This is a genomic window from Meiothermus sp. (genome assembly GCF_037443965.1).
Classification (GTDB): domain Bacteria; phylum Deinococcota; class Deinococci; order Deinococcales; family Thermaceae; genus Meiothermus.
In genome coordinates this window covers 1-13,917 of record NZ_JBBINI010000020.1, presented here as the reverse complement: position 1 = coordinate 13,917, position 13,917 = coordinate 1, and the positions used below count along the sequence as shown (strand labels likewise).

The window sequence follows — 13,917 nt, the reverse complement described above, 5'->3', positions numbered from 1 at the left end:
TCGCTTGACCCATCGCCGGGCAAGGTTGTATATACAAGTGAGAGGATAAACGGTGAAATACCTGCGCGTCAAGGAAGCCGTGTTGCAGGAGCTGCGCAAGCCCAGCCCCGCCTTCCCCCTATCGGAGAACAGCCTGGCCCGCCGCTTCGGGGTGAGCCGCATGACCGCCCGCCGGGCCTTGCAGGAGCTCGAGCAGGAGGGGTGGCTCCGGCGTGCCCAGGGGCGCAGCAGCACCCCCGCCCCCCGGCGCTTTAGCCAGGGCTTCCTGCGGGTGCGCCCTTTCTACGAGTTCGCTCAGGCTCAGGGGGCCAGGCCCCGAACCCAGGTGATGGCCGCCGAGCTGCGCCCCACCCCCCCGGAGGTGCGGGCCCGGCTGGGGGTGAAGCAGGCGGTTTATGTGGAGCGGCTGCGCTTTCTAGACGAAGAGCCGGTGCAGCGCGAGGCGCGGTATCTGAAGGCCGAGCTGTGCGGGGGCATCCTCGAGCACGACCTCACCAGCGAGTCCATCCACGATCTGCTGGTGCACACCCTGGGCCTGCCCCTGACCCGGGTCTGGCAGCGGCTGGAGGCGGTGGCCTTGGAGCAGGAGGTTGCCCGCCTGCTCCAGCAGCCCGAAGGCGCACCTGCCCTGCGCCTCGAGCGGGTCACTTACACCCTAGAGCAGCCCGTCACCTGGGTGGAGTACCTGATGCGGGCCGACCGCTACTACCTGGAAGACACCTTTATCCCCCAAGGAGAACGCCCATGAGCTACCAAGCCCCCCGAGGAAACCAGCGCACCGCCCCAGGCTGGATTCAGGAAGCCGCCAAACGGATGCTCTTAAACAACCTCGACCCCGAGGTGGCCGAAAAGCCCGAGGAGCTGATCGTCTACGGTGGGCGCGGCAAGGCAGCCCGCAGCCCCGAGGACTTAAAGCGCATCCTGGCGGTGCTCGAGCGCCTGCAAAACGACGAAACCCTGCTGGTGCAGTCGGGCCGGGCGGTGGGGGTCTTCAAAACCCAGCCCCTGGCCCCCCGGGTGATCCTGGCCAACTCCAACCTGGTGCCTAAGTGGGCCACCTGGGAGGAGTTCGACCGGCTCGACCGGCTGGGCCTGATGATGTACGGCCAGATGACCGCCGGAAGCTGGATCTACATCGGCACCCAGGGCATCCTGCAGGGCACCTACGAGACCTTTGCCGCCGCGGCCCGCAAACACTTTGGTGGCTCGCTGAAGGGCACCATCACCGTGACGGGCGGGCTGGGCGGCATGGGCGGGGCCCAGCCCCTGGCCGTCACCCTCAACGGCGGGGTGGCGATCTGCGTGGAGATAGACCCCGAACGCATCCAGCGCCGCCTGGACACCGCCTACCTCGACGTGCGGGCCGACTCGCTGGATGAGGCCCTGCGGCTGGCCGAGGAGGCCAAACGCAAAGGCCAGCCCCTCTCCATCGGCCTGCTGGGCAACACCGCCGAGGTGCTGCCCGAGATGGTGCAGCGGGGCTTCACCCCCGAGCTGGTCACCGACCAGACCAGCGCCCACGACCCCCTGTACGGCTACATTCCCATCCTCAAAGCCGACGAAGACCCGGCCCTGCTGCGCCAGCACGACCCCGAGGGCTACAAAAAGCGCGTGCTCTACGATATGGCCACCCACTGCCGGGCCATCGTGGAGATGCAAAAGAACGGTGCGGTGGCTTTTGATTATGGCAACAACCTGCGGGCCTTCGCCAAGCTGGGGGGCTTCGAGGAGGCCTTCAGCTACCCCGGCTTTGTACCGGCCTTCATCCGCGACCAGTTCTGCGAGGGGCGGGGGCCTTTTCGCTGGGTGGCCCTCTCGGGCCAGCCGGAGGACATCTACAAAACCGACCAGGCCATTCTGAAGCTCTTCCCCGAGGACGAGGGCCTCTTTCGCTGGCTCAGCGAAGGGGTCAAGAAGTTCAAGTTTCAGGGCTTGCCGGCCCGCATCTGCTGGCTGGGCTACAAGGAGCGCGATAAGGCCGGGCTTTTGTTCAACGAGATGGTACGCAAGGGTGAGCTCGAGGCCCCCATCGTGATCGGGCGCGACCACCTGGACGCCGGCAGCGTGGCCTCCCCCTACCGCGAGACCGAGGCCATGCTGGACACCTCCGACGCGGTGGCCGACTGGCCCATCCTGAACTTCGCCCTGAACGCAGTCTCGGGCGCAGCCTGGGTTAGCTTCCACCACGGTGGCGGGGTGGGGATGGGCTACAGCCTGCACGCCGGGCAGGTCACGGTGGCCGACGGCTCGGAGGAGGCCGCCTACCGCCTCGAGCGCGTCCTGACCAACGACCCCGGCACCGGCGTGATGCGCCACGCCCACGCTGGCTACGAACAGGCCAAAAAAGTCGCGCAGGAGCGCGGGCTCGATCTGGCCGGGTGGGAACAGGCGGGATGAAACAGGTATTTACCGGCATCGCTGAGCTATACACGCCCAACAAGAGGCTCGAGCAAGCCGCTTTGGCCGTACAGGGCGGGCGGTTTGTCTGGGTGGGAACCGAGTCCAGCCTACCCAGCGAATATCAAAGCTGGCCCCGAACCGACCTGGGCGGGCGCGGGGTGGTGCCCGGCATTGTGGATGCCCACACCCACCTGGTATATGGCGGCGACCGGCTGGGCGAGTACCTACAGCGCGCACGGGGCGAAAGCTACGAGGCCATCCTGGCCGCGGGCGGTGGGATTTACGCCACAGTTCGGGCCACCCATGCAGCATCGGAAGATGAGCTTTACGAACGGGCGTGGGCTCGAGCCCACATCTTCCTGATCCAGGGGGTCACCGCCCTGGAAATCAAGAGCGGCTACGGCCTCCGGCCCGAGGGCGAGCTCAGGATGCTGCGGGTGATCAAAAAACTCCAAGAAACCCTGCCCCAGCGGGTCTTCCCCACCCTGCTGGCCCACGTGGTTCCCCAGGGCTGGGCACGCGAGGGGTACGTGGCGATGTTCTGTCAGGAACTCATCCCCGAGGTGGCCCGCAGCGGCCTGGCCGAGGCGGTGGACGTGTTTTGCGACCAAGGGGCTTTTACCCTGGAGGAAACCCGAAAAATCCTCGAGGCCGCCCTGTCCCACGGCCTCCGGGTCAAGCTCCACGCCGAGCAGATCGCTCACACCGGGGCCACTAAACTGGCAGCGGAACTGGGGGCTTTGTCGGCGGACCACCTCGAGCAGTCCACCCTCGAGGATTGGCAAGCCCTCGCCAAAAGTGGAACGGTTGGAACCATCCTGCCAGGGGCCGCGGTGATCCTGCGCAAACCCTTCCCCAACGCCCGGGCCATGTGGGATGCGGGCGTAAAAGTAGCAATTGCCACCGACCACAACCCCGGCAGCAGCCCGCTTTTTAGCCCCTGGCTGGGGATGCAACTCGCTATTAGCCTGGGTGGCTTGAGCGCCGAGGAAGCCCTGATAGCCCATACCGCGCACACCGCGCTCGCCCTGGGGCGGGCAGACCTGGGCCGAATTGAGGTGGGAGCACAGGCCGATTTTGTGGTGCTGGACTCGAGGAGGGCGCTCGAGGCGCTCTACCGCTGGGGTCATCATCCCCTATGGAGGGTATTTATAGGTGGAGTTAATACCCCCACAGTCTAACGCCCAGCTCACGTCGTCGCCCATTCTGCGGAGAGAAGCGCCGCCTGCTCCAGCACCGTCTGCGTCGCCTTCTCCTGCTTGTCCGGCGGATAGCCGTACTTGCGCAGGATGCGCTTGACCCGCACGCGCAGTTGCGCGCGCACGTTTTCGCGCAGCGTCCAGTCAATGGTCACGTCCGCGCGCACGGTGCGCACCAGTTCCTGCGCGATCGTGCGCAGCGTCGCGTCACCCAGCACCTTGACCGCGCTGTCGTTGGTCTCCAGCGCGTCGTAGAAAGCCAGTTCCTCCTCGGTGAGTCCCAGGGCCTCGCCGCGCGCATTGGCCTCGCGCATGTCTTTAGCGAGAGCAATGAGCTCCTCGATCACCTGCGCCGCCTCGATGGCGCGGTTCTGGTAGCGGCGGATGGTCTGCTCCAGCATCTCCGCGAACGACCGCGCCTGCACGACGTTCGTGCGCCGCCGCGAGCCGATCTCCCCCTTGAGCAGCTTCTGCAGCAGCTCGACCGCGAGGTTCCTTTGCGGCATGCCGCGCACCTCGGAAAGAAACTCGTCCGAAAGAATCGAGATGTCGGGTTTCTTCAGCCCCGCTGCCGCAAAGATGTCGATCACCCCTTCCGGCGCCACCGTGCGGGCGATGATGCTCCGCACGGCGTGATCCAGTTCTTCCTCCGGCCGCGCCGCGCCCTGGGCGCGCTTGGCCAGCACCGACTGCACGGCCTGGAAAAACGCCACATCGTCGCGGATGGCGAGCGCCTGCTCGTGCGGCACCGCCAGCGCGAACGCCTGCGAAAGCTCGCGCACCGCGCGCAGCAAGCGTTCCTTGCCGTTGTCCTGCGCCAGGATGTGCTCCTGCGCGGCCGGCAGCAGCGCAAGCCGCTCGGTCGGTGTGCCCGTGGTCCAGCGCGAGCGGTCGAAGCCGTGGAACAGGCCGCAGCAGATCTCGTACTTCTCCAGCATGAGGGCGACGGCTTCCTCCTGGGAGATCGCCGTCCGGCCCGTTCCGCCACTTTCCGTGTAGGTCGCCAGCGCCGCCTTGAGTTCGTGGGCCAGCCCGAGGTAGTCCACCACGAGCCCACCCGGCTTGTCGCGGAAGACGCGGTTCACGCGGGCGATGGCCTGCATGAGCCCGTGGCTCCGCATCGGCTTGTCCAGGTACATCGTGTGGAGGCTCGGGCAGTCGAAGCCCGTCAGCCACATGTCGCGCACGATGACGATCTTGAAGGGGTCCTTCGGGTCGCGAAACCGGTTGGCCAGCGCTTCGCGCCGCGGCTTGTTGCGGATGTGCGGCTGCCAGTCGGGGGGATCCGAGGCGGAGCCGGTCATCACCACCTTGATGGCGTCGCGCGCATCGTCTTCGTCGTGCCACGCGGGCCGCAGCTTCACGATCTCGCGGTACAGCTCGACGCAGATCCGCCGGCTCATGCAGACGACCATCGCCTTGCCGTCCAGCGCCTCCAGGCGCCGCTCGAGGTGCTCCACGATGTCCTGCGCCACCAGCCGCAGGCGCTTCTCCGCGCCGACGATTGCTTCGAGCTGCGCCCACTTGGTCTTGAGCTTTTCCTTGCGCTCGACCTCCTCGCCCTCGGTGGCCTCTTCGAAGTCTGGGTCGATCCTCGGCCGCTCTGCCTCGTCGAGCGCGAGCTTGGCCAGGCGGCTCTCGTAGTAGATCGGCACGGTGGCGCCGTCCTGCACGGCCCGCTGGATGTCGTAGACGCTGATGTAGTCGCCGAACACCGCGCGCGTGTTGGCGTCCGCGAGCTCGAGCGGCGTGCCGGTGAAGCCGATGAACGATGCGTTGGGCAGCGCATCGCGCATATGGCGCGCGAAGCCGTCGATGAAGTCGTACTGGCTGCGGTGCGCCTCGTCGGCGATCACCACGATGTTGCGCCGTCCGGAAAGCCGCGGGTGCCGGTCGCCGCGGTCCTCGGGGAAGAACTTCTGGATGGTGGTAAACACCACGCTGCCCACCTGCACCGACAGCAGCTCGCGCAAATGCGCGCGGCTTACGGCCTGCACCGGCGGCTGGCGCAGCAAGTCCTGGCAGCGCGAGAACGTCCCGAAAAGCTGGTCGTCGAGGTCGTTGCGATCGGTGAGGACGACCAGGGTAGGGTTCTCCATCGCCGGCTCGCGGATGATGCGCCCCGCGTAGAACGCCATCGTCAAACTCTTGCCACTGCCCTGCGTGTGCCAGACCACGCCCACGCGCCGGTCGCCGGGCGCGCCGCCGGGCCTGCGGCCCGCGTGATAACGCCCCTCCGCGGCATCGCGGGCTTGAGCGAGTTCCGCTGCGCGCAAGGTCTCCGCCACTGCCATACGCACCGCGTGGAACTGGTGGTAGCCGGCCATCTTCTTGACGATGCGGCCGCCGTCGTCCTCGAACACGATGAAGTCGCGCACTAGGTCGAGAAAACGCCGCGGCTGAAAGACACCCTCGAGCACCACCTGAAGCTCCGGGACGTGGCTGCTGGCGAGCGTCTCGCCGCCGATGGTGCGCCAGGGTTTGAACCACTCGCGCCCGGCGCCGAGCGCGCCCACGCGCGCCTCAACGCCATCGGAGACGACCAGCACCGCGTTCAACGCAAAGAGCGATGGGATCTCGACCTGGTAGGTCTGGAGCTGCTGGAACGCGGTCCAGATGGTCGCCTCCTCGTCGGCGGCGTTCTTCAGCTCCAGCACCGCCAACGGCAGGCCGTTGACGAACAGGACGACGTCCGGCCGTCGCGTGTGCCTGTTCTCGACCACCGTGAACTGGTTGACCGCCAGCCAGTCGTTGGCCTGCACATCGTCGAAGTCAATCACGCGCGCCTGCGCGCCGCGGATCGTGCCCTCGGCGTCGCGATACTCGACCGCCACGCCGTCCACAAGCAGGCGATGCAGCGCCCGGTTGCGCTGAATCAGGTCCGCCCCTTCGGGCCGCGTGAGCTTGCGGAAGGCGTCCTCCAGCGCCTCCGCCGGCAGCGCGGGATTGAGCCGGGCCAGCGCGTCGCGCAAGCGCTGCGCCAACACGACCTCGCTGTAGTCGCGCCGCTCGGCGCCGGGCTGATCCGGCGCGATGTCCGGCCCGTGCGCGATCTGCCAGCCGACCGCTGCCAGCCAGGCCAGAGCGGCGGACTCGACGGTGGATTCTGTCATAGACGCCATGGCTCATCCTTGGGGTGGCTCGCCGCCCGCCTTGCCGGGACGAAATCTGGATTTTCCCGATCCAATAGCCATTGGAGCGGATTGTTCACAATGTATTCCCGAATGCGATTCAACGATTCCATATCGCGGATAGTGTGTTCGTAATAATTGCGCTGCCAAAGGGGCATGCCAGGTATGCCGCGGTACTCATTGACGCGTTTGGTTGCGGCAGATTTGAACGAACGAACAATCGTGGAAATGGAATGTGCCCGGGGTTTGCCGAATCGTTCGATCTGTGGTTGTAGGGGCACGGCATGCCGTGCCCCTACATGCCATTCCGCCAACACAAGGATGCCATGCACGTGATTGGGCATGATCACGAATTCATCCAATTTGGCGGCGGGGAAATGGTGCGGTATGTCCAACCAACATTGCCTGATGATCGTTCCTGCCGTATTCAATCGCATTTTCCCATCTACCACCTCCCCAAATAGACATTCGCGGTCATGGGTACAAATGGTGATGAAATACGCGCCGGCCTGCGTGTAATCGTACCCCTTCAGGCGAATGCTGCGGCGGTGGTGTTGTTGGGGGTTGTAGGTCATAGCCCTCGCTCCTTCAAAAACCGCTCCGCATCCTTCACCCGCAGCTCGCCGGAGATGAGCTTGGGCAGCAGCGCGTCGCGCAGGGCGGCGAGGGTGCGGGATTCCGCGGCGGCTTCTCTGGCCCGCGCGAACATCGGGCCAACGGCAAGGCCGAAGGCCCTCGCGATCGGCTCGGACGGAACAGGCAGTAAGAAGTGGTCGAGCGATTCCGCGGCCACACGCTGCCGTCCGGTTGACCCTGTCATGCTCTGGATCGCGAAGTCACGGAACCCATCGCTGCGAGCGAGGCAGTACGCAAACTCCGCTGGAAGGCGCGCCTTCGGATGCAAGACGATGTACTCGGTGGAACCCCAGCCCACCTGGCCGTCCTTGAGGAAGTCCACGAAAGCCGTCTTGCCGTTTTCCAAGCACGGCGTGATGCGCGCCACCAACGTGTCGCCATTCACGAAGCGCATCCCGGAACCGAAGGGGCGATCGATGACCGCATCTGGCGAGTGGCCTCGCGTGGGCATGTTCGCCATGTCGAGGTACGGGGCCACCTCTCCCTTGCGAAGTGACCGGGCCGGGTTGACCTCGATGACCTCGGGCAGCGCCTTCACCTCCCACCCCTCCGGAATCTCGCCGAGCTCTGAGTCGACGAGGCGGTCGGGGAAGAGGTCGGCGAGGGGCTGGGGGAGCCCAGGGTCGCGGCCCTTCATCGTGGCGCGGACGGGGTCGAAGTCGACGAACCACGACTTGAACAGGGCGCGGGCCATCGCCTCCAGCGTCTCGCTCATCCGCCGGTTCAGCTCGATCTTGTCGTCCAGCGTGCCGAGGATGTGGGCGATGGCGCGTTGTTCGGATACGCTTGGGTAAGGAAATCGAAGGGATCGAATCAGAACGCCGCTAAGGTTCTGCTGTGCAGCCCCGGTGGCCAAGTGCTTGAGCTGCGAACGCGCGTGAAGTAGTTGATAGAAAACGAATCGATAGTTTGCCAAGGTCTCGTCAACGACCAATGCGCAACAGGCTTGATTGCAGGTCATTGGACGGCGTAGCAAGCCAAGCTGACCGACGGTCGCACCATACATCGCGACCAAAATAGTGTTGGCGGGCAGCACTTTTGCGGATGATTCCGCTACAGCCCGCTCGCTGATGGACTCTTCCGTGCGATCAATCCATTTGTCCTGAAGCTCTTGCGTCTTCACCCAAGGCCACGTTCCGTCGATGTAGTAGGTGGGGTCACGTCTGCTTGGTGTTCCGCCACTGGTTATGCGTGCGCACACGTCTTCAAGTGAGCGGATGCACCAATCCCCGGGCGCAATCACACCGAGCTCAGTTTCCATAGCCCAGCTCCTTTAGGTTTTTCCACATTGCTTCGTCCAGCTTCGCGGCCTCGGCCTGCTGCTCGCGCAGTTGCGCCACGAGCCGCCTCATCTTCTCCTCGAACGGCTCGCCATCATCCTCCTGCGCCTCGGCGCCGACGTAGCGCCCCGGCGTGAGCACGTGGCCGTGCTTGCGCACTTCGTCGAGCGTCGCGCTCTTGCAGAAGCCGGGCACGTCCTTGTACTCGCCCGCGTCCTTCTCGCCGCGCCACGCGTGGTAGGTGTTGGCGATGCGGGCGATGTCCTCGTCGGTGAGTTCGCGGTGGGTGCGGTCCACCATGCGGCCCAGCTTGCGGGCATCAATGAAGAGGATCTCGCCGCGGCGGTCGCGGAAAGTGCCGTTCTTGCGGTCGCGCGCCAGGAACCACAGGCACGCCGGGATCTGCGTCGAGTAGAAGAGCTGGCCCGGAAGTGCCACCATGCAGTCCACGAGGCCGGCTTCGATCAGGTTCTTTCTGATCTCGCCCTCGCCCGACTGGTTGCTCGACATCGAGCCGTTGGCGAGCACGAAACCGGCAACACCGGTCGGTGACAGGTGATGCACGATGTGCTGCACCCAGGCGAAGTTGGCGTTGCCCGCGGGCGGCACGCCGTACTGCCAGCGCTTGTCGTCGCGCAGCCGCTCGCCGCCCCAGTCGGAGACGTTGAACGGCGGGTTGGCGAGGATGAAGTCGGCCTTCAGGTCGGGGAAGCGGTCGTTGTGGAAGGTGTCGCCGTGCTCGATCTGGCCTTCGATGCCGCGGATGGCGAGGTTCATCTTGGCGAGCCGCCAGGTGGTGTAGTTGGACTCCTGGCCGTAGATCGAGATGTCGGGCTTCGGCCCCTTGCCGGACTTGCCGCCGTTGCCGTTGCCCGTGGCGTGGGCGCGGATGAACTCGACCGACTGCACGAACATGCCGGAAGAGCCGCAGCAGGGGTCGTAGACGCGACCGCGATAGGGCTCGAGCATCTCGACCAGCAGCTTCACCACGCAGCGCGGCGTATAGAACTCGCCGCCCTTCTTGCCCTCGGCGGTGGCGAACTGCGACAGGAAGTATTCGTACACGCGGCCGAGCACGTCCTTGGCGCGGGCGTCCTCGTCGCCGACTGATGTTGCTGATGAGGTCGATCAACTGCCCGAGGCGCGTCTTGTCGAGCGCGGGCCGGGCGTAGTCCTTCGGCAGCACGCCCTCGAGCGCCGGGTTGTCGCGCTCGATGCCGGCCATCGCATCGTCCACGAGTTGGCCGATGGTGGGCTGCTTGGCCTGGGCTTTGAGGTGTGCCCAGCGCGCCTCGGGCGGGACCCAGAAGACGTTCACCGCCCTGTATTCGTCCGGGTCTTCCGGATCGGCGCCGCTTGCCTGCTCGGAGACGAGCTTCGCGTGGAGCTCCTCGAAGGCGTCGGAGATGTACTTGAGGAAGATCAGGCCGAGCACGACGTGCTTGTACTCGGCGGCGTCCATCGAGCCGCGCAGGGCGTCGGCCATCTGCCAGAGTTCGGCCTGGTAGCCGAGGGTGGCCGAGGTCGCGGTCGTTTTGCCGGTGTTGTTCTTTTGCTTCGCCAATGGCTACCTCTTCCGGTCGTCTGGCAGGCGTCGTGTCTTGGGGGCGTCTAACGCTTGAATTCAGCTGCACCGCGAAGCGGCGTCGGCTTGAATGAATTGTAAGGCGGCGGCTCCGATGCCATGACCGCCAACTGGAACAGTCTCATGGTGCTCGTCAAATGCTGCAATCAGTGGTCTGCCACGGGCAATGGCATCTTGGACGGACGGCAGTGATAGAGACGCCTTGTGGCTCTCTTGGCTGTCCCAAACCTCTGTGATCCAGATTACGTCAGGATCTTTGGGGTCTTGAGCGACAACATAACTCAGGCAGCCCGGCATGCTTGAAGCACCTTCAACGAGAATGGCCATCAATGCGTCACGTTGTCCCGGTTTGGCCCACATCTTGCCGATTAACCCATACATGCTTTTTCTCCAGTGGTTGAAGCCAGTGATGAAGCAGTGAGTGCCACGCAGCCAGCGACGGCTGTAACGACAAGTGTTCGTCTGCTGAGATGCATGTGAGCCGCCTAACGCTCAGCATCAGCGGCGGCGCGCAGCGCCGTCCGCTGCATGCGGTTGTTAGCCCCACGATTTATTATCTTTTTATTCGTACCTCTCTGAAGGTTCGTTGATGAATGTCGCTTCATAATCCTGGCGGCTCAAAACCGTGTCGTATAACCCGATGTACTTTTCATCATGCTTATTGACGCCTGTGTAGACCAAGCTCGAATCTTCGTAGCGTTTGAATTTATACACCGCATCATTCATCAGGCCGCTGTTAAAGACATTGAGGCTAACCAGAAGCTCAAAATCTTCAACATTAAGGCCAGTTACGCGCTTGAAAAGCCCCGGCTCGAGTTTGGTGATGACATCGCGCAGCGTGTGTTCTCGATAATCGGTCAGATACATGAAGATGGGAATGCGAGTGGCAAACTTGATGAGTTTTTCCTGAATCATCTTGCGTCTGCTCTTGTATTCTTTTTCGGCTTCGCTCAGTTCCTGCTTCTCTTCTCTGGTCAGTTGCCGGTCGTTGGCTTCACGCCTGGCCTTTTTGACCGCCTCGGAACGGTTGATGATAGTTTCAATATCCTGATTCAAATTGCGGAAGCCTTCGATGCTCATTAAGGCGGCCATGGCTTTCTCGTTTGCCATCAGGCGCGCCAGGGTATCGTTGTCCACATTGACCAGCAGGGCGCTTTCCCAACGGCGGGCGAGCAGGGTAGCGGTCGTGCCGCTCATCGCCATATCCAGAACGCCGGCGGCATCAATCTGTTTCATGGAACTGCCATCGTAAGCCAGCACGGGCAGGAAGCGGATGAACTCGGCGACTTTCGCCTCCGGGCTGGTGGTTTCGTCCACGTTCAGGCGGCTGGCGTACTCGGCAATCTGCCGCAGGGCGCGGTCGGGGGCAAAGTCGAAGACGTAGCACTCGTGTTTGATGATTTCTTCAAGGTTGGGGTTTTGCCCATCGGGATTTTTGACCGTCCACGGAGATTGCACGCGGAAAGCCGCCTGAAAGTAGGTTTCGGGGCTGGAGCAGTTACGCAGCATGAAGATGCCCGTCCAGGGCCGGACGGTGACGCCGGTGGTGAGTTTTCCGCAGGTGAGCGTAATGGTCTTGGTCTTCAGCGGGTCGCCCATCGCTCGTAAGACCGGTTCAAGGGCAGCGACCCCAATTCCAGCTTCTTTGCCTGCGGCTATAATCACCTTGTAATCATGGTAAAAGCGGTTTTGCCGCTCGGCCAGAAGGTTGGCCATCGCATGACAGGCCGCAACGCTGGGCAAAAACCACAGCGTGTGCGAAAGGACATTCAAGAGCCGCCGATCCGAAAACGGCAGGGGTGGCCGGCGTTCTTTGCCGAGTTTCAGGTTATCCACGGTAGTGGGCAGAAAGGCGCCGCGGATTAAATCGAGCCATTTCTGCACTTCGTCCGCGTATCGGAAGCGGGCAGAGGGACCCTCGCCGGTGGCGGAAAAAAAGGTGTTCAGGTCGAACTCGTCAAATTCGCCTTGCAGGGCGATTTCGCGGATTTCATCCGGCAGTTGGTAGGTCAGCAGCACCATGCGCGGCAGCATGGCATAGGGGTTGTCCGCGCCTTGCCAGGATTCTTTGGCTTGCTGTTCGTCGGAATAGGTCCAGTTGAAAATCTGTTCTTCGATAAACTCGCCTGAGGCGATGGCGCGGAAGGGCGTGCCGGAAAGATAGAGGTAATGATCGCTGGTGATGGGCAGAAAATCTTCCAGTTCTTCGTTGGCTTCTTTGAGAAATTCCGCTGCCTCGCCCTGGGCAAAGCGGATTTCCTCCGCTTCTTCCCCTTCGAATAAGTCTTTGGCTTTTTCGCGCCAGGCGCCGTAGTGGTATTCGTCCAAGATGACGCAGTCCCAGTGAGTGGTGTGCACCCACTCGTTCTTGGTTTTGATGCCGCCGGTGCTTGTATTTTTGCCCAGGTAATCTTGAAACGAGCCAAAACACACCAGAGGGCGATTTTTGTCGTACTGGGGCGAACCGCTAGCGGGCAGGTCTTTGCTAGCGATGAACTGCCAGCCGCTAAAATCCACATGGCTTTTCAGGTCCGCTTCCCAGGCGCTTTGCACGGCGGGCTTGAAGGTCAGCACCAGCACCTTTTTCCAACCCATTTTCCTTGCCAGTTGGTAGGCGGCAAAGGTCTTGCCGAAGCTCATCTTGGCGTTCCATAGAAAGTGCGAAGGCTTGCCGGTGGTTTTCGGGTTGAACTGGCCAAAGTACGCCGCTGTCCTTTCCACGGCCTGCTGTTGTTCTGGCCGCATGGAGAAGTCGAGGGTGCGCTGCTCCTCGTTCAGCTCACCGCGTTGAATGGCCAGGATGGCGGCGCGCACGTCCTCCACGGTACACCGAAACCACTCGCCTTGCGGGTTGGGAAGGCCTCGCTCGCGCAGATAGCGGTGCACGTCGTGGTCGGTGAAGGTCGTGCCGTCGCTCTTCATCGCCGATTCCTCCAGCACAATGCGGTACGGCGGGTCTCCTGGGCGGGCGGTGGGATACTGCGCCGCCACCCGTTCGCGCACGTCTTTGGTGGTGTAGCCAATCTTGAGCAACCCCGCATACTGCGGGTGGGTGTCCTCGTAGGCGTAGATTTTGGGCGCAGCCGCCGGGCGCGGCGGGAAGAAGTCATTCGGCATCGGCGTCCTCTCCGTTGTCCATAGAGTGGCTTTCGTCGCCGTTGTCCATGGGGCGCACCATCTTTTCAATGAAGGCAATCTCTTCCTGAGTTAACCCGTATTTCTTGTAGAGTTTTTCATCGGTCCAGGGTTCAGAGAAATCTTGTAGGGGGACAAAGGAATACACTTTTTGAGGTGCGTGCTGTGTGTTCTTGAGCAACAGTACCAAAAAACGGAAAAAGCGCGTACGAATGTAGCTTATAACATTAGGGCATTGCTCTTTTGCCTCAAATGGACCAATAACCAGATAAGTTTCAGAACAACAAGTTCCCGGCTCTCCTAAAAAAGGTTTGCCTGTAACCCAAAAAGACTTGGAAATCCGTTCCCCATATGCTGCTGAAATATAAACCTTGTATTTATCTACCCATTCTTGGTTCTGGGTAATTTCTGTTTTTGATACATACCTTCGTGTGCTACTTGACCTACCCCAGGGGATGTAAAAAAGAGGGGGTGCTATGGAAACCCACAGAGAGCACCCCCTGTACTATCTTGACGCAGAAACCCTCCTGGTGGCTACCTACGTCTGGGTG

Annotated in this window: 10 protein-coding genes and 1 pseudogene; 3 read left to right on the top strand and 8 right to left on the bottom strand. The window is 62.8% G+C overall.

What is annotated here, in order from left to right; translation table 11 throughout:
* Positions 1–52: 52 nt before the first annotated feature.
* The 3 genes from WKI89_RS11340 to hutI are packed head-to-tail and all read left to right on the top strand — an operon-like array spanning position 53 to position 3,581.
* The gene (locus tag WKI89_RS11340; protein WP_337869716.1) at positions 53–748 is read left to right on the top strand and encodes a GntR family transcriptional regulator; all 696 of its coding nucleotides are present in this window, start codon (positions 53–55) and stop codon (positions 746–748) included.
* On the top strand, positions 745–2,397 hold the full coding sequence (gene hutU, locus WKI89_RS11335) for a urocanate hydratase (protein WP_337869714.1): 1,653 nt from the start codon (positions 745–747) through the stop codon (positions 2,395–2,397). The genes WKI89_RS11340 and hutU overlap by 4 nt, the downstream gene beginning before the upstream one ends.
* Positions 2,394–3,581 carry an imidazolonepropionase gene (hutI, locus tag WKI89_RS11330; protein WP_337869711.1) on the top strand — a complete coding sequence of 396 codons (1,188 nt, stop codon included), beginning with the start codon at positions 2,394–2,396 and terminating at the stop codon, positions 3,579–3,581. The genes hutU and hutI overlap by 4 nt, the downstream gene beginning before the upstream one ends.
* Before the next feature lie 8 nt (positions 3,582–3,589).
* Here the strand turns inward: hutI and WKI89_RS11325 are convergent, their stop codons facing one another.
* The 8 genes and pseudogenes from WKI89_RS11325 to WKI89_RS11290 form a co-directional block, all read right to left on the bottom strand.
* Positions 3,590–6,712 carry a type I restriction endonuclease subunit R gene (locus WKI89_RS11325; protein WP_337869709.1) on the bottom strand — a complete coding sequence of 1,041 codons (3,123 nt, stop codon included), beginning with the start codon at positions 6,710–6,712 and terminating at the stop codon, positions 3,590–3,592.
* On the bottom strand, positions 6,709–7,305 hold the full coding sequence (locus tag WKI89_RS11320) for a transposase (protein WP_337869707.1): 597 nt from the start codon (positions 7,303–7,305) through the stop codon (positions 6,709–6,711). Before WKI89_RS11320 ends, WKI89_RS11325 begins: the two co-directional genes overlap by 4 nt.
* Positions 7,302–8,627, bottom strand: a complete 1,326-nt coding sequence (locus tag WKI89_RS11315; RefSeq protein WP_337869705.1) for a restriction endonuclease subunit S — start codon at positions 8,625–8,627, stop codon at positions 7,302–7,304. The genes WKI89_RS11320 and WKI89_RS11315 overlap by 4 nt, the downstream gene beginning before the upstream one ends.
* Positions 8,617–9,723, bottom strand: coding sequence for an SAM-dependent methyltransferase (locus tag WKI89_RS11310; RefSeq protein ID WP_337869703.1), 1,107 nt, complete (start codon positions 9,721–9,723; stop codon positions 8,617–8,619). The genes WKI89_RS11315 and WKI89_RS11310 overlap by 11 nt, the downstream gene beginning before the upstream one ends.
* A gap of 100 nt (positions 9,724–9,823) precedes the next feature.
* A pseudogene (locus tag WKI89_RS11305) lies at positions 9,824–10,108 on the bottom strand (type I restriction-modification system subunit M N-terminal domain-containing protein); the annotation flags it as partial.
* A 162-nt stretch (positions 10,109–10,270) separates the two neighbouring features.
* Positions 10,271–10,612, bottom strand: coding sequence for a putative quinol monooxygenase (locus tag WKI89_RS11300; protein WP_337869701.1), 342 nt, complete (start codon positions 10,610–10,612; stop codon positions 10,271–10,273).
* A 180-nt stretch (positions 10,613–10,792) separates the two neighbouring features.
* On the bottom strand, positions 10,793–13,348 hold the full coding sequence (locus WKI89_RS11295; protein ID WP_337869699.1) for a GIY-YIG nuclease family protein: 2,556 nt from the start codon (positions 13,346–13,348) through the stop codon (positions 10,793–10,795).
* Positions 13,338–13,547, bottom strand: a complete 210-nt coding sequence (locus WKI89_RS11290; RefSeq protein ID WP_337869697.1) for a hypothetical protein — start codon at positions 13,545–13,547, stop codon at positions 13,338–13,340. The genes WKI89_RS11295 and WKI89_RS11290 overlap by 11 nt, the downstream gene beginning before the upstream one ends.
* Positions 13,548–13,917 lie beyond the last annotated feature (370 nt).

Coding starts and splice junctions, on each gene's coding strand:
- hutU (WP_337869714.1), top strand. CDS start 745: ATGAGCTACCAAGCCCCCCGAGGAAACCAGCGCACCGCCCCAGGCTGG.
- hutI (WP_337869711.1), top strand. CDS start 2,394: ATGAAACAGGTATTTACCGGCATCGCTGAGCTATACACGCCCAACAAG.
- WKI89_RS11325 (WP_337869709.1), bottom strand. CDS start 6,712: ATGACAGAATCCACCGTCGAGTCCGCCGCTCTGGCCTGGCTGGCAGCG.
- WKI89_RS11320 (WP_337869707.1), bottom strand. CDS start 7,305: ATGACCTACAACCCCCAACAACACCACCGCCGCAGCATTCGCCTGAAG.
- WKI89_RS11315 (WP_337869705.1), bottom strand. CDS start 8,627: ATGGAAACTGAGCTCGGTGTGATTGCGCCCGGGGATTGGTGCATCCGC.
- WKI89_RS11300 (WP_337869701.1), bottom strand. CDS start 10,612: ATGTATGGGTTAATCGGCAAGATGTGGGCCAAACCGGGACAACGTGAC.
- WKI89_RS11295 (WP_337869699.1), bottom strand. CDS start 13,348: ATGCCGAATGACTTCTTCCCGCCGCGCCCGGCGGCTGCGCCCAAAATC.